This window comes from Phyllobacterium bourgognense (genome assembly GCF_003337575.1).
Taxonomy (GTDB): domain Bacteria; phylum Pseudomonadota; class Alphaproteobacteria; order Rhizobiales; family Rhizobiaceae; genus Phyllobacterium; species Phyllobacterium bourgognense.
This window is the reverse complement of the sequence record NZ_QPJM01000005.1, coordinates 152,375-173,082: the sequence shown is the minus strand read 5'-3', so window position 1 is coordinate 173,082 and position 20,708 is coordinate 152,375. Positions and strand designations below refer to the sequence as shown.

Annotated in this window: 19 protein-coding genes; 7 read left to right on the top strand and 12 right to left on the bottom strand. The window is 56.0% G+C overall.

All coding sequences use genetic code 11. The features are described 5' to 3' along the window. Genes trpC through C7476_RS11460 form a run of 3 tightly spaced genes read left to right on the top strand, consistent with a single transcriptional unit; the run spans nucleotide 1 to nucleotide 2,516 of the window. Complete coding sequence (trpC, locus tag C7476_RS11470) at nucleotides 1-819, top strand: indole-3-glycerol phosphate synthase TrpC (protein ID WP_114430059.1); 819 nt, start codon at nucleotides 1-3, stop codon at nucleotides 817-819. Then, nucleotides 816-1,307, top strand: coding sequence for a cyclic pyranopterin monophosphate synthase MoaC (moaC, locus tag C7476_RS11465; protein ID WP_114430058.1), 492 nt, complete (start codon nucleotides 816-818; stop codon nucleotides 1,305-1,307). The genes trpC and moaC overlap by 4 nt, the downstream gene beginning before the upstream one ends. Next, a complete protein-coding gene (locus tag C7476_RS11460; protein ID WP_114430057.1) occupies nucleotides 1,308-2,516 on the top strand; it encodes a molybdopterin molybdotransferase MoeA in 1,209 nt (402 codons plus the stop codon). Here the strand turns inward: C7476_RS11460 and C7476_RS11455 are convergent. The 6 genes from C7476_RS11455 to C7476_RS11430 form a co-directional block, all read right to left on the bottom strand. Next, nucleotides 2,508-3,563 carry a Gfo/Idh/MocA family protein gene (locus tag C7476_RS11455; protein WP_114430056.1) on the bottom strand — a complete coding sequence of 352 codons (1,056 nt, stop codon included), beginning with the start codon at nucleotides 3,561-3,563 and terminating at the stop codon, nucleotides 2,508-2,510. The two genes, C7476_RS11460 and C7476_RS11455, sit on opposite strands and share 9 nt — an antisense overlap. Further along, nucleotides 3,563-4,345: a ThuA domain-containing protein gene (locus C7476_RS11450; RefSeq protein WP_114430055.1), complete on the bottom strand. Its 783-nt coding sequence runs from the start codon at nucleotides 4,343-4,345 to the stop codon at nucleotides 3,563-3,565. Before C7476_RS11450 ends, C7476_RS11455 begins: the two co-directional genes overlap by 1 nt. A 33-nt stretch (nucleotides 4,346-4,378) precedes the next feature. Beyond that, nucleotides 4,379-5,386: an ABC transporter ATP-binding protein gene (locus tag C7476_RS11445; RefSeq protein ID WP_114430054.1), complete on the bottom strand. Its 1,008-nt coding sequence runs from the start codon at nucleotides 5,384-5,386 to the stop codon at nucleotides 4,379-4,381. A 12-nt stretch (nucleotides 5,387-5,398) separates the two neighbouring features. Next, on the bottom strand, nucleotides 5,399-6,229 hold the full coding sequence (locus C7476_RS11440; protein ID WP_114430053.1) for a carbohydrate ABC transporter permease: 831 nt from the start codon (nucleotides 6,227-6,229) through the stop codon (nucleotides 5,399-5,401). Then, nucleotides 6,229-7,179 carry a carbohydrate ABC transporter permease gene (locus tag C7476_RS11435; protein WP_114430052.1) on the bottom strand — a complete coding sequence of 317 codons (951 nt, stop codon included), beginning with the start codon at nucleotides 7,177-7,179 and terminating at the stop codon, nucleotides 6,229-6,231. Before C7476_RS11435 ends, C7476_RS11440 begins: the two co-directional genes overlap by 1 nt. Before the next feature lie 91 nt (nucleotides 7,180-7,270). Then, entirely contained in the window at nucleotides 7,271-8,533 is a 1,263-nt protein-coding gene (locus tag C7476_RS11430; protein ID WP_114430051.1) for an ABC transporter substrate-binding protein, read from the bottom strand. 324 nt (nucleotides 8,534-8,857) lie between these two features. Between C7476_RS11430 and C7476_RS11425 the strand changes: the two genes are divergently transcribed. Together C7476_RS11425 and lexA are read left to right on the top strand one after the other, a co-directional pair. Next, nucleotides 8,858-9,886 (top strand): substrate-binding domain-containing protein, encoded by a 1,029-nt coding sequence (locus C7476_RS11425; protein ID WP_114430050.1) that lies wholly within the window; start codon nucleotides 8,858-8,860, stop codon nucleotides 9,884-9,886. 117 nt (nucleotides 9,887-10,003) lie between these two features. Then, nucleotides 10,004-10,723 (top strand): transcriptional repressor LexA, encoded by a 720-nt coding sequence (lexA, locus tag C7476_RS11420; RefSeq protein WP_114430193.1) that lies wholly within the window; start codon nucleotides 10,004-10,006, stop codon nucleotides 10,721-10,723. Here the strand turns inward: lexA and C7476_RS11415 are convergent. Further along, a complete protein-coding gene (locus C7476_RS11415; protein WP_114430049.1) occupies nucleotides 10,720-13,197 on the bottom strand; it encodes a ComEC/Rec2 family competence protein in 2,478 nt (825 codons plus the stop codon). The genes lexA and C7476_RS11415 overlap by 4 nt on opposite strands. A 113-nt stretch (nucleotides 13,198-13,310) precedes the next feature. Between C7476_RS11415 and gltX the strand changes: the two genes are divergently transcribed. Both gltX and gltA read left to right on the top strand, forming a co-directional pair. Then, a complete protein-coding gene (gene gltX / locus C7476_RS11410; RefSeq protein WP_114430048.1) occupies nucleotides 13,311-14,738 on the top strand; it encodes a glutamate--tRNA ligase in 1,428 nt (475 codons plus the stop codon). Nucleotides 14,739-14,882: 144 nt separating this feature from the next. Next, nucleotides 14,883-16,175 carry a citrate synthase gene (gene gltA, locus C7476_RS11405; protein ID WP_112529278.1) on the top strand — a complete coding sequence of 431 codons (1,293 nt, stop codon included), beginning with the start codon at nucleotides 14,883-14,885 and terminating at the stop codon, nucleotides 16,173-16,175. A gap of 57 nt (nucleotides 16,176-16,232) precedes the next feature. On the opposite strand, the gene lpxB is transcribed toward gltA, so the two are convergent. The 5 genes from lpxB to lpxD are packed head-to-tail and all read right to left on the bottom strand — an operon-like array spanning nucleotide 16,233 to nucleotide 20,657. Next, the gene (gene lpxB / locus C7476_RS11400; protein ID WP_114430047.1) at nucleotides 16,233-17,411 is read right to left on the bottom strand and encodes a lipid-A-disaccharide synthase; all 1,179 of its coding nucleotides are present in this window, start codon (nucleotides 17,409-17,411) and stop codon (nucleotides 16,233-16,235) included. Beyond that, nucleotides 17,411-18,304, bottom strand: a complete 894-nt coding sequence (locus tag C7476_RS11395) for an LpxI family protein (RefSeq protein ID WP_114430046.1) — start codon at nucleotides 18,302-18,304, stop codon at nucleotides 17,411-17,413. The genes lpxB and C7476_RS11395 overlap by 1 nt, the downstream gene beginning before the upstream one ends. Further along, nucleotides 18,288-19,115, bottom strand: coding sequence for an acyl-ACP--UDP-N-acetylglucosamine O-acyltransferase (lpxA, locus tag C7476_RS11390; protein ID WP_114430045.1), 828 nt, complete (start codon nucleotides 19,113-19,115; stop codon nucleotides 18,288-18,290). The genes C7476_RS11395 and lpxA overlap by 17 nt, the downstream gene beginning before the upstream one ends. Before the next feature lie 8 nt (nucleotides 19,116-19,123). Further along, nucleotides 19,124-19,609: a 3-hydroxyacyl-ACP dehydratase FabZ gene (gene fabZ, locus C7476_RS11385; RefSeq protein ID WP_112529286.1), complete on the bottom strand. Its 486-nt coding sequence runs from the start codon at nucleotides 19,607-19,609 to the stop codon at nucleotides 19,124-19,126. After that, a complete protein-coding gene (gene lpxD / locus C7476_RS11380; protein WP_114430044.1) occupies nucleotides 19,602-20,657 on the bottom strand; it encodes a UDP-3-O-(3-hydroxymyristoyl)glucosamine N-acyltransferase in 1,056 nt (351 codons plus the stop codon). The genes fabZ and lpxD overlap by 8 nt, the downstream gene beginning before the upstream one ends. Between the last annotated feature and the right edge of the window lie 51 nt (nucleotides 20,658-20,708).

The following is a 20,708-nucleotide window of genomic DNA, read 5'->3' as shown; positions in this document are numbered from 1 at the left end:
ATGGTCGATATTCTTCGCAAGATCGAAGCCTATAAGCGCGAGGAGATCGCTGCCGCCAAGACACGCGTCACACTTGATGAACTGAAGGTACAGATAAAGGATCAGGACTCACCGCGGGGTTTTCTCGCTGCCCTGCAAAAGAAACGCGCCGCCGGACAGTTCGCACTGATCGCCGAGATCAAGAAGGCCAGCCCTTCGAAAGGCCTGATCCGTCCGGACTTCGATCCGCCAGCATTGGCGAAAGCCTATGAGGCCGGTGGAGCCGCGTGCCTCTCCGTGCTGACCGACGCGCCCTCATTTCAGGGTGCTCCGGAGTTCCTGCAAGCCGCCCGTGCTGCGACCAGACTACCTGCCCTGCGCAAGGATTTCCTGTTCGACACCTATCAGGTCTATGAAGCGCGCAGTTGGGGTGCCGATTGCATTCTTATCATCATGGCGAGCGTAACCGATGACGTAGCAAGTGATTTGGAAGAAGCGGCTGTCGCCCTCGATATGGATGTGCTTGTCGAGGTGCACGACGAGGCGGAACTCGAGCGCGCGTTGAAATTGAATTCGCCGTTGCTAGGCATCAATAATCGTGACCTGCGCACGTTCAACGTGGACCTGGGGGTATCGGAACGCCTGGCGAAATTGGTACCGTCGAGCAAGTTTCTGGTCAGCGAGAGCGGTGTCTTCACACATGCGGACTGCCAGCGGCTGGCCAAATCCAACATCGGCACTTTCCTCGTCGGCGAAAGTCTCATGCGCCAGGATGACGTGGCGGCCGCCACGAGAGCACTATTGCAGGGCACCGCAGACAAGCAGACAGACGCGGCATGACAACACCCAAGCTTACGCATCTCGACGAAACGGGTGCGGCCCATATGGTCGATGTCGGCGCCAAGGTTGATACGGAACGGGTGGCAGTTGCCGAAGGCTCGGTGAAAATGCGGGCGGAAACGCTGGCGCTTATCAAATCCGGCAACGCCGCCAAGGGCGACGTAGTTGGAACGGCGCGGATCGCTGGAATCATGGCGGCGAAAAAGACCCACGATCTGATCCCGCTTTGTCACCCGCTGCTGTTGAGCAAGATATCCATCGATATTGAAGCCGATGACGCCTTGCCGGGCTTGCACGTCGTCGCGACAGTCAAATTGACCGGTAAGACCGGCGTCGAGATGGAAGCGCTGACCGCCGTTTCTGTTGCATGCCTGACGATTTACGACATGGCAAAGGCTGCAGACAAGGCAATGGTCATCCAGGATATCCGCCTTCTGCAGAAGACCGGCGGAAAGTCCGGTCAATGGTCAGCAGCGTACGAGGGATAAATGTCAGGACTTCTTCCAGTCGACCAGGCACTGAGGCGTATTCTCGCCAGCGCGGAGAAACTTGAAGCAGAACTTGTCCCGCTTGCCGCCGCCGGTGGCCGTGTTCTCGCTACAGATGTTCACGCCAAACGGCAGCAGCCCCCCTTTGCGGCCTCCGCAATGGACGGATATGCGGTTCGGGCCGCCGACGTGGCGACAGTTCCAGTCACGTTGAAACTGATCGGACAATCGGCAGCAGGGCATGCGTTTTCCGGCACTATGAAATCAGGTGAAGCCGTTCGTATTTTCACTGGAGCGCCGGTTCCCGAGGGTGCGGACAGTGTCGTGATTCAGGAAAACACGGTTCAGGGAGATCGCCAGGTCGAGATCACAGAAACCGTCACATTCGGCAGGAATATCCGTAGAGCCGGTCTGGACTTCGACGAAGGCGATCTGCTGCTTGAGGCGGGACGCGTTCTTGATTCAGCCGCGCTTGCCCTTGCCGCCGCAGCCAATCACCCGACGCTTGAAGTGGTTCGGCTGCCTCGCGTGGCCATTCTCGCTACCGGCGACGAATTGGTTAACCCAGGTGAGAATTATCGGCCGGATCAGATCATTGCCTCCAACAGCTATGGACTGGCAGAGATCGTGCGCCAGGCTGGCGGGGTGCCGATCGATCTTGGTATAGCCGAGGACCGGCTCGAAGCCTTGAGCGATGCGCTCGATCAGGCTTTAGCAGCCAAGGCAGATATTCTGGTCACGCTTGGCGGTGCTTCGGTTGGAGACCATGACCTCGTTCAACCGGCACTCGCTGCCAAGGGCATGGAACTCGATTTCTGGAAAATTGCGCTGCGTCCAGGCAAGCCGTTGATGTATGGCCGCCTGCAGGACATGAAAATTCTTGGCCTGCCCGGCAATCCGGTATCGTCCCTGATTTGCGCGCATATATTTCTGATCCCGTTGATCCACACCATGCTCGACTTGCCCCATACGCCTGACCTTCGTTCGGCAGTTCTTGGGACCGATATGGGCACCAATGACCAGCGTCAGGATTATGTTCGCGCGCGCATTACCAAAGACGACAGCGGACAACTGATTGCGACACCGTTTGTTATGCAGGATTCGTCCATGCTGAAGTTTCTGGCGGATGCCAACGGCCTGATTGTCCGTGAACCGCATGCACCCGCGATCAAGGCAGGATCGGCATGCAGTGTGATGATGCTACGCTGATCCTTCCAGCCGATGCTCCTTGCGGTCGACTTCGGTGACGGTCGCGAGATCGATAGCCTTCTGCAATTTGGCCGCGTGACGAAATGACGGCTCGAGCGTCCTGCCTTGTCCCACGGCTTCGACAAAGCGCTGGTAATTGGTCGGTACCGGCTCGACATCGATTTCCTTCCAGGTCGCCGTCTCGATATCGTCGCCAAGGCAAACGAAGAGTTTGGATCCGTCATGACGATGCTGGATTTCAAATGAACCCTTGTCGCCATAGACACGCAAACGCAATTCATTGACGTGTCCAGTGGCCCAGCGACTTGAATGCACTACGCCCAAGGCACCATTGGTGAAGCTCACCGTCATGGTGAAACTGTCATTCGCATCGAGTTGATATTCACCGATCCGATTGCCATCTGCCTTGTCGAAAGCTTTGAGACGGCAAAAAACCTCATCGATTTCCGTGTCGGTGGCGTGGACGACAAAATCGAGAATGTGGACGCCCACATCACCGAGGGTACCGTTGGACCCATGCTGTTTCGACAAACGCCACAGCCATTGGCTTTCCGTACGCCAATCGCCCCAGACTTTTGATACGAGCCAGCTTTGCAGGTAGGACGCCTCGACATGTCTGACCTTGCCGATCTGGCCGCTCGTCACCAATCTGCGGGCCGTTTGTAACTGTGCTACGTTGCGGTAAGTCAGATTGACCATGCCGACCAGATTGGCGTTTTCGGCGGTTTCGGCCATCTCCACGGCATCGTGATAGTTTGTTGCCAGAGGCTTTTCGCAAAAGACATGCTTGCCGGCGGCAAGACATTTCATTGTCGTGGAGTGATGCGCGCTGTCGGGGGTTACATTGGCGACGGCATCGAATTCGCCCCAGGCAAGCGCATCCTCAAGTGAAGTGAACGCTCGTTCGAACGAGTATTTGTCACGAAACGCCTCCGCCCTGCCCTTGTCGACGTCAACCGCACCGGCAAACGCGACGCCTTCGATATCGATGAAGTTTCTGGCGTGGGCGCTCGCCATGTGGCCGGTCCCCAGGATTACTAGACGCATTAACGAAAGCCTTCCTCACCAGACTCGTGCAAACTGCCGCCGCGTGCCGTGATCGGTTCCAAAGCTTTCTCAACCGGCACATTCGGCGCCTCTGTAATATCCGGAAAACGCAGCGGATTATACGCCCAGTTCACCGCATTGCGCAGCACGAGCCCCACAGTTTCGTCATGATACGTCGGATAGGTTTCATGTCCCGGACGGAAGTAGAAAACATTGCCTGCGCCTTTACGATAGGTAAGCCCCGAGCGAAAGACTTCGCCTCCCTGGAACCAGGATACGAATACAGTTTCTAATGGTTCCGGTACGGAGAATGGCTCGCCGTACATTTCCTCGTTTTCCAGTTCGAAGAATGCTGGCAATCCCCTGGCAATAGGATGTCCGGGGTTAACGACCCAGAGACGCTCCCGCTCTCCCGCCTCGCGCCAGTTCAATGCGCAGGGCGAGCCCATCAATCTCTTGAAAATCTTAGAAAAATGCCCCGAATGCAGAACTATCAGTCCCATTCCTTCCCAGACCCGCTGGGCCACACGCTCGACTATTTCGTCGGCAACGTCGCCATGAGCGCGGTGCCCCCACCAGACAAGGACGTCAGTCTCTTCCAGCACCTTGTTCGTCAGGCCATGCTCCGGCTCCTGCAAGGTCGTGGTTTTGACGCTGAGGTTGGTGTCGCTCTGCAAAAGCTTGGCGATCTGGTTGTGCATGCCTTCCGGATAGATTTCGGCAACTGTTTTATTGATCTGTTCATGGACGTTCTCGCCCCAGATAAGCGTGCGAATTGCCATTGGTCTTTCCTTGTTTTTGATGCGGAGATTTTGTCAATTTGCCGCCGGGCGGCCCGATTGGTCGAAGCGGTGGATGTTGTTGTTAACGGGCGCAACGCAAAGCAGTTCCCCCGGCTGTTGGTGTGCCGAGCCGTCCTGCCGTACCACCAAGGGTTCCTTGGCGCCGATATCGATGTAGAGGAAGGTCTCGGATCCAAGGTTTTCCGCCAAAAGCAGCTTGCCTTTCCAGAGACCGTCCTTGTCCTTGATTTCCAGATGCTCCGGCCGCACCCCCAAAATGTCGGTCTTGTAGGCATCCGCGAATTCCTCCGTGAGGAAATTCATCTTGGGTGAGCCTATGAAACCGGCAACAAAGATCGATTGCGGCTTTTCATAAAGCTCCAATGGCGTGCCAACTTGCTCGACATTGCCATCCCGTAGAACACAAATCCGGTCTGCCAGCGTCATCGCTTCCACCTGATCGTGCGTTACATAGATCATCGTCGTCTCATGCATCTTGGCGTGGAGCTTGGCTATTTCAAGACGGGTCGCGACACGTAGCGCGGCATCCAGGTTGGACAGCGGTTCATCGAAGAGAAAGACCTTCGGATCGCGAACAATTGCCCGGCCAATGGCAACCCTCTGCCGTTGGCCGCCGGAAAGCTGCTTGGGAAGCCGGTCGAGATAATCCGTAATCTGCAGCATTTCCGCGGCCTTATGAACTCGCCGCTTGACATCGTCCGCGCTGCCTTTGGCGAGTTTCAGGCCGAACGCCATGTTGTCATAGACGGTCATATGCGGATACAGCGCGTAGGATTGAAACACCATGGCGATACCGCGCTGGGACGGGGTCAGACTGTTGACGATCTTCTCATCGAAAGCGAGCGTCCCGGACGTGATGTCTTCAAGGCCGGCGACAAGTCGCAGCAACGTCGATTTTCCGCAACCCGACGGGCCAACGAAAACCATAAACTCGCCGGGTTCTATTTCGAGATCCACACCCTTGATGACGTCGAATGTGCCAAAGGATTTTCGGAGATCTTGCATTCGAATAGTGGTCATTTGAAGCACTCCTTAGCCTTTGACACCGCCAGCCGTGAGGCCGGAAATAATCTTGCGTTGAAAGATGAGGACGAGGACGACCAAAGGTACCGTGACGATCACCGAGGCTGCCATGACGATCCCCCACGGTACCTCGTGCGCGCTTGAGCCTGTAAAGAGGGCGATGGTGACCGGAACCGTGCGCGTTTCCGTCGAGGACGTGAAAGTCAGCGCGAAAAGAAACTCGTTCCAGGCCGCGATGAAGGCAAGCAAGCCGGTGGTCGCTAGCGCCGGCCACATCAGGGGCAAAAACACTCTGGTGACAATCACCCAAGGGGTTGCGCCGTCCACGATCGCCGCCTCTTCGATCTCGACCGGCAGGTCACGCATGAACGTCGTCAGTACCCATACGGTGAATGGCAGCGTGAAGATCATGTAGGAAAAGATCAGCCCGCCGAGTGTGTTATAGAGACCCAGAAGCCGGATGATTTCGAACAGACCTGCGAGAACGGCTATCTGCGGGAACATGGAAACTGACAGAATCGTCAAAAGCAACAACGACCGCCCGCGAAATCGAACCCTGGACAAAGCAAAGGCGGCCGTAACCGCCATCAGCAAAGAGAGGGTCACAACGCATGCCGATACAATGATGGAATTCAACAGGTTGCGGGCAAAACTTCCCGCGGCGATTACATTGACATAGTTCGCTACGGAGAACGAAGTCGGCCAATATTCGATTGTGAAAATCGCACTGCCGGTCCTAAAACTCGTGATGATTGCGTAGTAAAACGGGAAGACCGCGCAAACAACGATCACAACGACAAGCGCATAAAAAGCCGTGTTCTTGATGATGGACATTGGCATCAGCGCTCACCTCCGTCCAGCTTCACACGGCCGATCCAGATCGCCAGCATGGTCATGAGCGCGATAATCAGAAACAGCAGCGTCGACTGTGCCGAGCCATAGGCGAACTTATCGAAGTCGATCAGATTCTCGCGCGCCAGAACCGACATGGTCTTGGTCTGGGCACTGTTTGGCGTCAGCACATAGATCAGATCGAAGATGCGCATTGCATCGAGCAGCCGGAAAATGATCGCCACCATCAACGCTGGCTTCACCAGCGGCAACGTGATCCGAAAGAATTGCTTGACGGGATGAACGCCATCGATACGCGCCGCTTCATAAATGTCCCCCGGGATCATCTGCAGACCCGCAAGGATCAAAAGCGCCATGAACGGCGTGGTTTTCCACACATCGACGATCAGCACAGCGATCATTGCGGTATCGGAACTTGCTGTCCAGGCAATCGGGTGGTCGATCAGGCCGACGCGCATGAAAAGATCGTTGAGAATGCCAAACTGATCATTCAGCATCCATCCCCACATGCGCGCCGATACGATGGTCGGGATCGCCCAAGGGATAAGGATTGCCGCACGCACGATGCCTCTCCCCTTGAATTCGGCATTGAGGACGAGTGCAATGATCATCCCGAAAATGGCCTCGACTGACACCGAGATTACGCTGAAGCGAACCGTGTTCCACACAGCGTTCCACCAGGCCGGATCGACTAGCAGACCGGAATAAATCGTCCGCCCGCTTTTGAGCTGTATCCACGAAAGATAGTTCTTGAAGCCTACCCACTTGGCCGCATCGATGTTGGTCAGCGAGGCATCAGTGAAGGAAAAATAGATCGTTCGCAGCAGCGGCCAGCCCGCAACAATCGCCAAAGCCAAAATCATGGGAAGAAGAAACAATCGTGCGGAGCGCGAGCGCTGACGCAGGAGTTCCGAACGCACAGTGGGAGACGCTGTCATCAAATTTCCGCCCGGGATGGTTACATTCAGGTTGATCAGCCTATCTGTGCGAATGAACTAAATCCGTCGCACCATGCCGTTGACTGGCAGGCTACCAGCTACCTCCCTGAAGTTCCGTCAGCTTGGCTTCCAGAAGTTCGAGATTATCTGCAGCAGTTCCGTTACCGGACAACGTATCGTGAACCGCGCTCCAGAACATAGACGACACTTCGTTGTATTTGACCTTCGTGGGTGCGGATGGACGAGGCACGGACGTCTCGAATACCGGCTTCCAGTTGGTGATTACCGGTTGAGCCGCGGCGATATCCTTATCGTCATAGAGAGCCTTCAGCGTGGGCAAATTGGCGATTTCGATCGCCCGTTCCTTCTGTTGTTCAGGCGCAGAAAGGAATCTGACCAGTTTGATCGCTTCCTCGGGTGATTTTGTATATTTCGAGATCGCGAGATTCCAGCCGCCCAATGTCGCTGCGGAACTTTGCCCCTCTTTCGAGCTCGGGAGGGTCGTCACATCGAACTTGCCCTTGATCGCGCTGTCGGGGCCATTACCCAGCGCATAGGCATAGGGCCAGTTACGCATGAAGACGGCATTGCCCGTCTGCCAGACGCCACGGCTCTCCTCTTCCGTATAGGCCAGGACGCCTTTTGGCGCGATCGTATCGATCCACCCCTTTGCCCGGTCGACTGCAGTGACCGCTTCGGGATTGTTGATCGAGATCGTGCCGTCGGACTCTATGATCTGGCCGCCACCCGAAGACTTGATCCATTCGAGCGCGTTGCAAGTCAGGCCCTCATAGGCGTTACCCTGGAAAACATAGCCATACATGGCCCTGTTACCAGCCTTGCGCTCGCCTTCCTGGATTTCCTTGGCAGTCGCAGCCATCTCATCCCAGGTTTTGGGAACCGGCTTCTTGTATTTCTCCAGCAGATCCTTGCGATAATAGAAGGCGGGCGCGTCTGTATACATCGGCATGGCAACGAGTTTGCCATCAACCGTCTGGCTTTGGATCATTGATGGAAAGTGTTGATCGACGACATCCTTCATGGCCTCTGTCAGATCAAGAAACTGGTCGGCCAATTGCGGCGCCCAGATCACATCCGTGCGGTAGACATCAATATCCGTATTCCCCGCAGCAAGCCACAGCCTGTACTGGCCAAACTGGTCGGAGCTGTTTGCGGGCATCGCGACAATTTTGACTTTATTACCCGTTTCCTTCTCGAAGCGGTCGAGCTGCTTGCGCAGGAACTCGCGCCCGTTGCCCGTATCACCCGAGGCGATCGACAGGTCGGCGGCGAACGCGCCCGAACAGATCAGCGTGGTAGCCAAAAGGCTAACCAAAATTGATTTCGCTCTCATGATTTCCTCCCGTAAATCCAAGATGGAACAACGCGTACTGGTGGTGCGCCGTTCCAATTTATGAAAACTCCTCCTCGAACACTTTGAAGCATTGATGCAAAATACCAATCCAAAGCGCTTTGGACAAAGGGTGACAAAGGCAGGTCTTGCTGTCAAGTTGGAATATGAGATGTCCGCAAAAATCCAGAGAATGAAGCCTGCTCTATTTCTACCTGTATCTATCTTGGGTTGAAATCACTTTCAAAGCGCTTCGAAATTGCGCTATGATAAGGTACGCGCCTGCCCCTCTGATTAAATGAAATTTGCACGCTTGGATCGTCTGATATGAAACTCAAGGAACTGGCCGAACAACTTGGGCTCTCGCAAACGACGGTCAGCCGCGCGCTCAATGGGTATCCGGAGGTCAACGAGGCGACACGGGAGCGGGTCAACAAGGCGGCTCTCAAGTTTGGTTATAGCGCCAACGCCAATGCGCGCCGCCTGGCGATGGGGCGTGTCGGTGCGATTGGAATTGTCGTGCCGATCCACAGCAGCGAACGTTTCGGCCCGCATACCAGCGAGTTCTTGTCAGGCCTGGCGGAGCGCCTCTCGCGTGACGAAATCGATTTTTTGATCACCCCTCTGATAAACAATGACGAGATTTCCGCCTATAGACGTCTGATCTCCAGCAAGCGTGTGGACGCGATGATTGTCTCGCATCCTTCCCTTGTCGATGAGCGCGTTGCCGTGCTTACGGAAGCGCAATTTCCGTTTGTGCTTCATGGGCGGACAAATATAGACGCGCCGCACGCCTGGCTGGATATCGACAATAAGGGTGCCTTCTATCAGGCAACGTCACATCTGCTCGATCTTGGCCACAAGCATATTGCCATGATCGATGGCCTCAAGGGATTCACCTTCTCCGAGCACCGCGAGGAGGGTTATCGTGATGCGCTTAACGAACGCAGTATTTCGATCGACCCGCACTTTATCGTGCATGACTGTTTCTCCGACGAGATCGGTTTTCGCGAAACCCAGCGTTTCCTGTCATTGCGGCCTCATCCAACCGCAATACTCGCAGGATCGATGATGACAGCACTGGGTGTTTCCCGGGCGATCCGCGCCAAGGGTTACCAGCTTGGCAAGGAAGTTTCGATCATCGCCCACGATGACGTCTTTCCTTACCTCAATGCCAGCAACATGGTTCCGGCGATGACGACGACACGTTCTTCGATAAGAGCGGCAGGTACGCGGATTGCAGAAATGCTTGTCCGCTTGCTTGATGGCGAAACACCGGAAACCATCCACGAAGTTTGGCCGGTTGAGCTTATTCTACGCCAATCCAGCGGCCCGCCGGTTATTCCGGCTAAGTAACAGCTGACCGCGTTTCTCGGCTTCCGTACACCTCATATTAATCCTTGTGGAACACAACTGGAACAGATAGTGTTTGTTCTGGTTTTGTTTTTTCCGATTCCACGCAAAGGATCGCCGATGCTCACGCGCAAACAACATGAACTTCTGCTCTTCATCCATGAGCGTTTGAAGGAGACAGGCATCCCACCTTCGTTCGACGAGATGAAGGATGCATTGGATCTTGCGTCGAAATCCGGCATACACCGGTTGATCACCGCCCTCGAAGAGCGCGGCTTCATTCGCCGGCTTGCAAACCGTGCGAGAGCGCTGGAAGTTTTGCGCCTGCCGGACTCCATCGCGCCCGGCCTCAACGCCCAACGGAAATTCTCGCCGAGTGTTATCGAAGGCAGTCTTGGCCGAAATGTCGCCCCTGCCCGGCCGCAGGCGCGTTCCTCCGACGAGATAGGCGCATCGACGGTTGTCAGCATCCCGGTCATGGGCCGCATCGCCGCTGGTGTGCCGATTTCCGCAATCCAGAATCAGACACATATGATCGGACTGCCGCCGGACATGATAGGCAGCGGCGAACACTACGCACTTGAAGTCAAAGGTGATTCGATGATCGAGGCCGGGATTTTCGATGGCGATACGGTCGTCATCAAGCGCGGCGATACCGCTAATCCGGGCGAGATCGTTGTCGCACTGGTCGACGACGAAGAGGCGACGCTCAAGCGCTTCCGCCGTAAAGGAGCGTCGATCGCCCTCGAAGCGGCAAATCCGGCCTATGAGACGCGGATTTTCGGACCAGATCGCGTTCAGGTCCAAGGAAAGCTTGTCGGTCTTATACGACGATACTAGCAGTCCGGCTTTTCGCAGCCTGATGCTTTACCGCTATCAGCATTTACACGTTTACGGGATTTGTAGTCTTCGATATTACGCGCGGCACGCGAATACATTCGGTAGGCGTTCCATGGCCGGACCGGTGGTCCTACGGCGTAATTGATGATGGCGGACTGAAGGCGCCGAGCGCGAGAAGCGTTTGTCTCGGCAAGGATGACCTCTGGTGAACCATTTTCGCTGTTTGTGTTGGATGGGCGAACAGGATCGCGCGACTTCAAAGTAATCTCTGCGGTACCATGTAGCGCGAGATCGCGCTTGGTGAGTACGAGTATGTTCTTATCCTCGCACGTCGTGGGTCCGGCCGAGTATGCCAGAACAACGATATCTCCCTCCTGGCAGGCGGATGACCTCTGTGCAGCTTGGTCCGTATAGGCGATTATCAATCCGCCCGGCTCGCGTGCGGTACAAACGTTTTCAACACATTCAAACTGCATTTCTTTAGAAATTGCGCTGGCCCTGGACGGCTTTACCACCTCGTTTATGCCATAGCCCTGCTGCCAATTGTTTAGAGTGAACGCGCTGCCGGATGCTCGATTGACCGCCAGATTGCCGTCATCATTGCGCAATGCGACCAGTTTTCCGTCCTCTGAAACAATGATCTGCGGCTCCTGCACTCGCATCATCAGAAAGGCCGCACCTAACAATAAGGGTATGCCGCACAGCCGCAGACGCGTCGACAGGAACAGCAATATCACAAGACCAATGCTCATGAGGATCAAGCTACCCTGCGGCATTAGGCCCAGATTGCCGCTGGGAGAGCGCGAAGCGACCATTTTTGCAAGAGCGATGACGACCTCTATGCCCTGTCCCATGACCGTAAACGGTAGCCAATCCAGATCGAATGGCATGGCCAGCAAGCCGAGCACAGCAAATGGCATGACAGCAACTGAAATGACCGGCAATGCGAGAGCGTTACCGACAAGGCCGAATGGCGCCGTATTGTTGAAATGATAAGCCGCAAAGATTGAGCTCGCTGTCCCGGCAACCACCGATGTCATGGCAATCGCGCCGATATGGTTCACGGCCTTTATTGGCAGCGCCAAAAGCAAGTGGCTGGACGCGCGTTTCCGGAAGGCCAGTCTTCCCTGACGCCGGGACCACCAGCTATAAAATGCAATCAGAGCGGCAGTCGCCGAATACGACATCTGAAAGCTTGGCCCAAGGATTTCGTGCGGTGAGATCGCCGTGGTGATCAACGCCGCAATAGCAAGATTGCGCATTGATATCGCCGCCCGGTCAACAGTCATGGCCAGGAGCATCACGGCAAGCATGACGAAGCTGCGCTGGGCCGCGACATCGGAGCCTGACAGCAGCAAATAGAATGCGGAACCCACCAAGGCTATCACCGCCGAGAATTTCTTCACGGGGAACCGCGCCGAAAATCCGGGGAAGAACGCCATGATCGCGCGTAGTGAGCCGATGATCGTTGCCGCCACCAGTGCCATGTGGAAGCCGGAGATCGACAGGATATGCGAAAGTCCGCTCAAGCGAAAAGCGCTGTTGGTGTCATCGCTGATGCCATCGCGCTGGCCGGTGATCAACGACGCAGCGATGTCACCCGGTTCGCCTCTGATGTTATGCAAGATGCGCTGGGTGAGTTGCTGTCTGATATTTGCGATCACCAGCAAGATTGTAGCAACTGGTCCTGTGTCCGAAGCCACAGGCACTGTTTCAAGCTTTCCGAGCACAAATCCACTGGCACCAACACCTTTGTAGTAATTATTGAAGGCGAAATCATAATTACCCGGCCGCATCGGGCCTGACTGCGGTCGCAGATGAACGAGACCCTTGAGACCATCGCCAACCTTCAGGTTGCGGGGCACTGACCTTGCCGAGACAGCAACGCGGTCCGGACCGTATTCTAGTGCCGGTCGTGCTGTCGAAATCACATCCATGGTAAGACGCCATCCACCCTTGGCATCTCGCGACATGGCTTTGACACGGCCCGTCATCCGCGTTGTGACTTCCGAGCCGAGCATCCGGGTTCCGGCCCGGATCGTTTCGACTTTGCCAAAGAGCATGCCGGCGACGAGCGCGATCGCGAATAAACAAACAAGCCGCATCATGGGTCGCGCCTGTGCCAGGGCATGACAACCGACGAGAAAAGTCATTCCGGAAAGGATGGCACTGAGCCTCGGTTCCACAGCCGCGTTAAAATAGAAAATCGCGCCGATACCCGCAAAGACGGGTAAGAACAGAAACAGCGTACCGCGATCGACTTCGCAGTTGAATGCCTTGGGAATCGCAAGAGGCACGGATTGAAGTTGCGTTCGTGCAGAATTACCGAGCCCACGCAACCTCGCCGGCCAGTTTTCCTTTTCAACGACTAAATCACTGGTCCGCGTTTGAGTCGCGATTTCATAACCGCCGCTGTCGGGACGGAGAAAAAACTGCTGTTCCCTGATCTTTGTTCTGGTAGTGGGACCTTCCATTTGCTTTCCGGTTCTGCCAGTGCCCTTGCACAGCAGCGGTGCTATGCTACATGAACGCCAGATCAATTCGATTGGACGTTCGGCTAATACGCCGGGCACCTGCTGGAGAACTTATGTCACCTTCCGTTGTCACCCGTTTCGCACCCTCTCCGACCGGTTATCTGCATATCGGCGGCGCCCGCACTGCCCTGTTCAACTGGCTCTATGCCAAGCATACGGGTGGCAAGATGCTGTTGCGCATTGAAGACACCGATCGGGAACGCTCTTCGGAAGCAGCCGTAACGGCCATTCTCGACGGTTTGAAATGGCTGGGACTCGATTGGGATGGCGACGCCGTGTCGCAATATGAGCGCGCGCCTCGCCACCGCGAAGTTGCAGAGGAACTCGTTACCAGGGGTAAGGCCTATTATTGCTATGCTTCACAGGCCGAGCTCGAAGAAATGCGCGAGAAAGCCCGTGCCGAAGGCCGTCCACCACGTTATGACGGGCGCTGGAGGAATCGCGATCCCAAGGAAGCACCCGAAGGTATCAAGCCGGTCATCCGCATCAAGGCGCCTCAGACGGGTGAAACACTCGTTCGCGACCAGGTTCAGGGCGATGTCCGGTTCCCCAACAAGGATCTCGACGATTTCATCATTCTGCGCTCTGACGGCAATCCCACCTACATGCACGCTGTCGTAGTAGACGACCATGACATGGGTGTCACCCACATCATCCGTGGCGACGATCATTTGACCAATGCGGCTCGGCAGACGGTGATCTACGATGCGATGGGCTGGGACGTGCCGGTCATGGGTCACATTCCGCTCATTCATGGCGCCGATGGCGCAAAATTGTCGAAGCGGCATGGTGCGCTTGGGGTGGAGGCTTATCGCGCCATGGGCTACCTGCCGGCAGCGCTACGCAACTATCTTGTTCGTCTCGGCTGGAGCCATGGCGACGACGAGATTATGTCCGATGAGCAGATGATCCAATGGTTTGAAATCTCGGATATCAACCGGGGCGCATCGCGCTTCGATTTCCAGAAGCTCGAGGCGATCAATGGCCACTACATGCGCATCTCCGACGATGCAGACCTGGTCAAAGCCATGATCGATATATTGCCGGAAATCGAGGGTGGCGCTGAGATGCTGTCGCGATTGGACGACAACACGAAAAAGCAATTGCTCGCCGCGATGCCGGGTCTGAAGGAGCGTGCGAAGACGTTGGTCGAGCTCGCAGATAGCGCGAAGTATCTTTTCGCAAAACGGCCGCTCGCACTTGATGAAAAAGCGTACGGCTTGCTTAATGAGGAGGGCCGGAGCATTCTTTCCGGCGTACTTCCGGACCTTGCCGCGGTTGATGAATGGAGCGCTGAACCGCTGGATGCTGCAGTGCGGGGCTATGCGGAAAAAACCGGTCTGAAGCTGGGCAAAATCGCGCAACCTTTGCGAGCAGCTTTGACGGGAAGAGCAACGTCTCCGGGTGTTTTCGATGTATTGGCAGTCTTGGGAAGAGAAGAGTCCCTTGGCCGCATAAAGGATCAGGCAAAAGGGCAATAGCACGCAAATTTGAGCTCATTTTTGCATTGCAACATCGTGCCTTTCGAGTACGGTGTCGTGCCTGACAAGATAAGATTGTGGCCTCATTCGAGGTAGATGCTTTTGCGCTGTATCAGCGCAAGTCGAAGCAAGAAAGGAACGGCAATGTCTGAAAACAGCGTCAACATCGACCTGAATGGTCACGAATTCTCCTTACCTATAAAAAAGGGGACCATTGGACCGGATGTCGTGGACATTGGGACATTATATAAGAATACCGGCGCCTTCACGTATGATCCGGGGTTCACATCCACCGCTGCTTGCGAGTCGCAGATTACCTATATCGATGGCGACGAAGGCATCTTGCTGCATCGCGGTTACCCGATCGAACAGCTGGCCGAACACGGCGATTTTCTTGAAGCCTGCTATCTCTTGCTGTACGGCGAATTGCCGACGAAGAGCCAGAAGGCGGACTTTGACTTCCGCGTGACCCGGCACACCATGGTGCACGAGCAGATGTCGCGCTTCTTCAGTGGTTTCCGCCGCGATGCGCATCCAATGGCCGTCATGGTCGGCTGTGTCGGCGCCCTGTCCGCGTTTTATCACGACTCGACGGACATTTCCGATCCGCATCAGCGCATGGTCGCTTCGATCCGTATGATCGCGAAAATCCCGACCCTCGCCGCGATGGCCTATAAGTATCACATCGGTCAGCCTTTCGTTTACCCGAAGAACAATCTCGATTTCGCGACGAACTTCCTTCACATGTGTTTCGCTGTTCCCTGTGAGGACTACGTGCCAAATCCCGTTCTTGCGCGCGCAATGGATCGCATTTTCATCCTGCACGCCGACCACGAGCAGAATGCATCGACGTCCACAGTTCGCCTCGCCGGTTCGTCTGGCGCCAACCCTTTCGCTTGTATCGCTGCGGGCATCGCCTGCCTCTGGGGTCCGGCTCATGGCGGCGCCAATGAAGCAGCGCTGCAAATGCTCGGTGAAATCGGCACCATGGATCGCATTCCCGAGTTCATCAATCGCGCCAAGGACAAGAACGATCCGTTCCGCCTGATGGGCTTTGGTCACCGCGTCTACAAGAATTACGATCCCCGCGCGAAGATCATGCAGCAGACGACGCGCGAAGTGCTCGCCGAACTCGGCATCAAGGATGACCCACTGCTTGACGTTGCCATGGAACTTGAACGGATTGCGTTAACCGATGAATATTTCATCGAAAAGAAGCTTTATCCAAACGTAGACTTCTACTCGGGTATCACATTGAAGGCGCTTGGCTTCCCAACCACCATGTTTACGGTGTTGTTTGCTGTTGCGCGCACCGTCGGCTGGATTGCCCAGTGGAAAGAGATGATCGAAGACCCGCATCAGAAGATTGGCCGCCCGCGCCAGCTTTACACAGGTGCGACGCCACGCGATTATGTGAGCGTCGAAGATCGCAAATAGTCACCGTGTGACTTGACTTAATCAAAAAAGGCGCCCACCCGGCGCCTTTTTTATTGGTCATTTGTGTGTGGCAAATTCCAGCACTTTTTCTGCGGCAATCTCTCCGGCAGGACGCTCGGTCTGCATCAGCCTCGCAACCTTGTCGAAACTTTCAAGCTGCGCACTGCGCCGGTGACCCGGGACCAGCAATTGCTCGATTTGACGGGCAATGGGGCCGGGGCGCACAAAAATATTGAAATATTCCGGAACAACCGGCTCGTCTGCGATGATATTTGGAAGCGCCGCACTCCATACCTTGATCCTTGGCGCAATAAATGTCCGCGCCAGCCAGTCCGGCTTGTAGGAAAGGACTGTGGGAATACGCGCCAGCGCCAGTTCCAGCGAAACGGTTCCGGAGGCGGCAAGCGCTGCATCGGCCTCAGCAAATGCTTTCAATCTCTCCGCCTCACCAACAACAATGCGAGGCTTAACCTTCCAGCTTGCAGTCAATTGCCGGACAAGCGGCTCGACCTTCGGCAGGGTTGGCAGAACAACGTTGATGCGATTGCCACGGTTTGCCAAAAGATCGATGGTCTCGCCAAATGGTTCGGCGAGACTGATGATTTCGGAGCGCCGAGAACCCGGCAGCACAACAAGGTTCTTCTCAGCCCGACCCCCCAGATTAGCGTCGCGCGCGCGATTTTGTTTTGCGGCTTCCAGCAATGGCGCATGCGATACCAGTCTGTGCCCGACATAGGTCGCAGGCGGGCCATTCAGATCCTTCAGGGCCTGCACCTCAAACGGCAGGATCGCCAGCACATGATCGATATAGGCGCGCATTGCCTTGGCGCGTTCCGGCCTCCAGGCCCATACGGAAGGACTGATGTAATTGATGATCGGGATCGAAGGATCAGCCGCCCTCACCTTGCGCGCAACGCGATGGGTAAAATCAGGGCTATCGATGATCACCAGACAATCTGGCTTCGATGCGACGATCGCTGTCGAAAGCTGCGAGATCCGGCGCAGAAGCTGCGGCAGCTTTTTAACAATGGCACTCAGGCCGACGAGCGCGATTTCATGCTGATCGAACAAGCTGTCGAGCCCGAGTACGGCAAGATGCTCCCCACCGACACCGGTAAGCATCACCTCGCCCGCATATTGCCGACGCAGCGCTTGAACCAGATCGGCACCCAGCAAATCCCCGGACTCTTCCCCCGTGACGATGGCAAGGCGCAAGGGTCTTGTCGCGGCGGTCATCAGGAGGGTTCCTGTTCAAAGGTCTCGATGAATAGTCCGGCTTTGTCGGCAGCGGCAACAGTTTCGCCATAGCCGAGGATCAATGTGCGGCGTGCCTCGATGGCAATGCCCTTGAGCCCGGCCTTAACAGCATTCTCTACGGTACTGACCCCGATGGCCGGCAGGTCAGCGCGCACTTCCTGTTGCGGCTTGGCGCATTTGACCAGAACGCCACCCTTGCGATTGATACGCTTGGCATGCCGCAGCTCCGCCACGCGTTGCAGCATGGCATCGGTGCCTTCGACGCCTTCCAGCGCTACGACTCGCCGGCCGATGGCGATTGCGGCTTGGCCGATATCGAGCGAACCGATCATAATTGCAGCCTGCCGGGCGGCATGCATATTAGCGACGCTTTCTTGGTCGGCTCGCTTGCGCGTCAGCGTGCCGGGAGCTGGCGCAAGGATGTCTGGAACAATTTCGTGGGCGCCGAGAACGCGAAAACCATAGGATTCGATTGTCGCGATGACGGCGCGCAACAGGCCGTCATCGCCCAGCCGGAATGCCCGCAGGAAACGATAGAGCGCAACGAGATTACCGTTTCCCGGTCGAAGCGCAGCGCGGAACTCCGGCCTGTGACGAATGCCGCCCGCGAGGACAACATTGGAAATGCCTTCGGCCTTGAGTATCTTGACCAGGCCGCCGAGTTCGACAATCGAAATCTCTGCGTGCTCACCGGCGTAGAGCTCAGGTTCTGCCTCGCCCTTGATCGCAACAATCAAGGGATTGTCGCCAAGCTTCCGCAGACTTTCGGCGACGGCGACAGGAAGCTGGCCATTGCCGGCGACAATGGCGGTCCGTCCCGCTATGGGCGGGCGCAGAGCAGTCGATGGCGGTGTTTTAGCTGTTGTCGTCACTGTCACTGATCTCGATTGCGGAATCGAGTGGCGGCGTACAATAGGCGCGCTTGGTATCAGTGGTGATGAAATCGACCAGATCGGCTACGGCGGGCGAATCCGGGAATGCCACGCGCACATCATCTGCACGGCTCTTGATCGATTTGGTGCGGTCGAACAGCATGCGGACGGCATGCCGCAAATTGTGGATTTCCGGACGCGCCATCCCCGATCGTTTCATCCCGATGATATTCAACCCGCCGAGATAGGCGTGGTTGCCGATAGCCATGCCATAGGGAACGAGATCGCTCGCCAAGGCAGCAAGACCGCCAATGAAGGCATGATGCCCAACCCGCACGAACTGGTGAATGCCCGCGCCTCCGCCGATAATGACATTATTGCCGATGGTGACGTGGCCGCCGATCATCACATTGTTGGAGAAGGTGACGTTGTCGCCGATCACGCAGTCATGCGCCACATGCGCATAAGCCAGGAACATGCAATTGTCGCCGATCGTGGTAATGCCACGGCTGCCATCCGTACCGCGATGCATGGTCACGCCTTCGCGGATCACGCAGTTCTTGCCGATGACGAGCGTCGTATAGCCGCCCTTGTGCTTGGTATTTTGTGGGTCGCCGCCAAGAACGGCGTTGGGATAGACCTTGGAACCATTCCCAAGCGTCGTCGACCCCATGATGACGACGTGGCTGATAAGTTCGACGTCATCGCCAATGACGGCTTCAGATCCGATGTGGCAAAATGGTCCGACAGATACCCTGTCTCCGATTTTTGCGCCCTGCTCGATAATAGACGTCTGATGAATGCGAGACATAAAAAGGTTCAGACTCCAGACTCGTCTTCATCGGGAAAGCCGACCATGGCGGCAACTTCCGCTTCGGCAACCTTCACGCCGTCAACTTCGGCTATACAAGCATATTTGTGGATACTGCCACGCTGCTTCAGCTTCGTGACCCGCAGCTTCAGTTGGTCGCCTGGAACAACGGGCTTGCGGAACTTGGCATTGTCGATGGTCATGAAAAAGACCTTGCCCGGCTTGCCGCTGCCATTGTGAAAGAGCACGATCGCGCCGGCAGTCTGAGCCATGGCTTCGATGATCAAAACACCCGGCATGATCGGCAGCTCGGGAAAATGACCGGCAAAATGCGGCTCGTTGATGCTGACATTCTTGATGCCGGTGGCCGATACGTCACGGTCGATATCGACGATGCGATCGATCAGCAGAAATGGATAACGATGTGGCAGATTCGCCAGAAGTTTCTGGATATCCGCAACTCCGAGGCTCTCCACTTTCACATTGTCACTCATCTGAACTGCTCTCCTTCTTGGTTCGCGTCATCGCACGCACGCTCGCGATTTCACGGAACCACTGCTTGAACGGCTGAGCAGGCGCGCCAGCCCACCTCTCGCCGTCCGGTATATCGTTCATCACGCCGCTCGCCGCGGCGATCTCGACACGTGAACCGATGTTGACGTGATCCTTGATCCCGACGCTTCCACCGAGCATCGTCATGTCACCAAGGACCACACTGCCCGAAATGCCACATTGAGCAGCAATAACGCAATGCCGCCCTATACGCACATTGTGGGCGATTTGCACGAGATTATCGATTTTCGTGCCTTCGCCGATAGTCGTGTCAGCCAGAGCGCCGCGATCCACCGTTGTGTTGGCGCCGATTTCGACATTGTCCTGAATAATGACGCGGCCGAGTTGCGGCATCTTGTCGAGCCCCGCCCTGCCAGGCACATACCCAAAGCCATCCTGGCCAATTCTTACACCCGGATGCAGCAGGACGCGATTACCCAAAAATGCGTACTGAACCGAGCAACTCGGAGCGATGTAGCAATCCCGACCAATCTTGCAGCCGTTGCCGATGACGACATTGGCGGCGATCACGGTGCCGGAACCGATGGAAACATTGCTGCCGATGATGGCGCCTGGCTCGATCGTAACGTCAGTTTCGATCTCTGCGGATGGATGGACGATCGCGTGGGTCGATATACCGGTCTGTCCGCTCCACAAATGCGCATTGACGGCATTGGGATAGAGCGCGCGGCCAATGGCCGCAAAATCCTGCTGCGGATGACGAGTTACGATGATGGCGACATTCTTGGGAACGCTTGCCTTTATTTCGTCGGTGCACAAGATGCCGGCAGCCTTCAGGTTACCGAGATCCAGGGCGTGTTTCTTGCTTTCGATAAATACTAGCGCATCGGGTCCAGCATCCGAGAGCGAAGCCAGACGCATGACCGGCCGACTTGCCAATGAACTGTCCACAAGAACGCCATTGGTCAGACCTGCGATCTGACCAATGGTCACGTTCAACAGTGGCTCATAAAAGATAGGATCGGCCATCGGCTACTTTCTCCCCCGGGGAAACTTGCTCCCCCCGGGAGGTCAGCAATC

What these genes read in the sequence shown, in the direction of transcription:
- C7476_RS11430 (WP_114430051.1), bottom strand. Translation starts at nt 8,533, where the DNA reads ATGAGAGCGAAATCAATTTTGGTTAGCCTTTTGGCTACCACGCTGATC.
- fabZ (WP_112529286.1), bottom strand. Translation starts at nt 19,609, where the DNA reads ATGAGTGACAATGTGAAAGTGGAGAGCCTCGGAGTTGCGGATATCCAG.
- C7476_RS11415 (WP_114430049.1), bottom strand. Translation starts at nt 13,197, where the DNA reads ATGGAAGGTCCCACTACCAGAACAAAGATCAGGGAACAGCAGTTTTTT.
- C7476_RS11440 (WP_114430053.1), bottom strand. Translation starts at nt 6,229, where the DNA reads ATGCCAATGTCCATCATCAAGAACACGGCTTTTTATGCGCTTGTCGTT.
- lexA (WP_114430193.1), top strand. Translation starts at nt 10,004, where the DNA reads ATGCTCACGCGCAAACAACATGAACTTCTGCTCTTCATCCATGAGCGT.
- C7476_RS11455 (WP_114430056.1), bottom strand. Translation starts at nt 3,563, where the DNA reads ATGCGTCTAGTAATCCTGGGGACCGGCCACATGGCGAGCGCCCACGCC.
- C7476_RS11460 (WP_114430057.1), top strand. Translation starts at nt 1,308, where the DNA reads ATGTCAGGACTTCTTCCAGTCGACCAGGCACTGAGGCGTATTCTCGCC.
- lpxA (WP_114430045.1), bottom strand. Translation starts at nt 19,115, where the DNA reads ATGTCTCGCATTCATCAGACGTCTATTATCGAGCAGGGCGCAAAAATC.
- C7476_RS11450 (WP_114430055.1), bottom strand. Translation starts at nt 4,345, where the DNA reads ATGGCAATTCGCACGCTTATCTGGGGCGAGAACGTCCATGAACAGATC.
- trpC (WP_114430059.1), top strand. Translation starts at nt 1, where the DNA reads ATGGTCGATATTCTTCGCAAGATCGAAGCCTATAAGCGCGAGGAGATC.
- lpxB (WP_114430047.1), bottom strand. Translation starts at nt 17,411, where the DNA reads ATGACCGCCGCGACAAGACCCTTGCGCCTTGCCATCGTCACGGGGGAA.
- C7476_RS11435 (WP_114430052.1), bottom strand. Translation starts at nt 7,179, where the DNA reads ATGACAGCGTCTCCCACTGTGCGTTCGGAACTCCTGCGTCAGCGCTCG.
- C7476_RS11445 (WP_114430054.1), bottom strand. Translation starts at nt 5,386, where the DNA reads ATGACCACTATTCGAATGCAAGATCTCCGAAAATCCTTTGGCACATTC.
- C7476_RS11425 (WP_114430050.1), top strand. Translation starts at nt 8,858, where the DNA reads ATGAAACTCAAGGAACTGGCCGAACAACTTGGGCTCTCGCAAACGACG.
- lpxD (WP_114430044.1), bottom strand. Translation starts at nt 20,657, where the DNA reads ATGGCCGATCCTATCTTTTATGAGCCACTGTTGAACGTGACCATTGGT.
- gltX (WP_114430048.1), top strand. Translation starts at nt 13,311, where the DNA reads ATGTCACCTTCCGTTGTCACCCGTTTCGCACCCTCTCCGACCGGTTAT.
- moaC (WP_114430058.1), top strand. Translation starts at nt 816, where the DNA reads ATGACAACACCCAAGCTTACGCATCTCGACGAAACGGGTGCGGCCCAT.
- gltA (WP_112529278.1), top strand. Translation starts at nt 14,883, where the DNA reads ATGTCTGAAAACAGCGTCAACATCGACCTGAATGGTCACGAATTCTCC.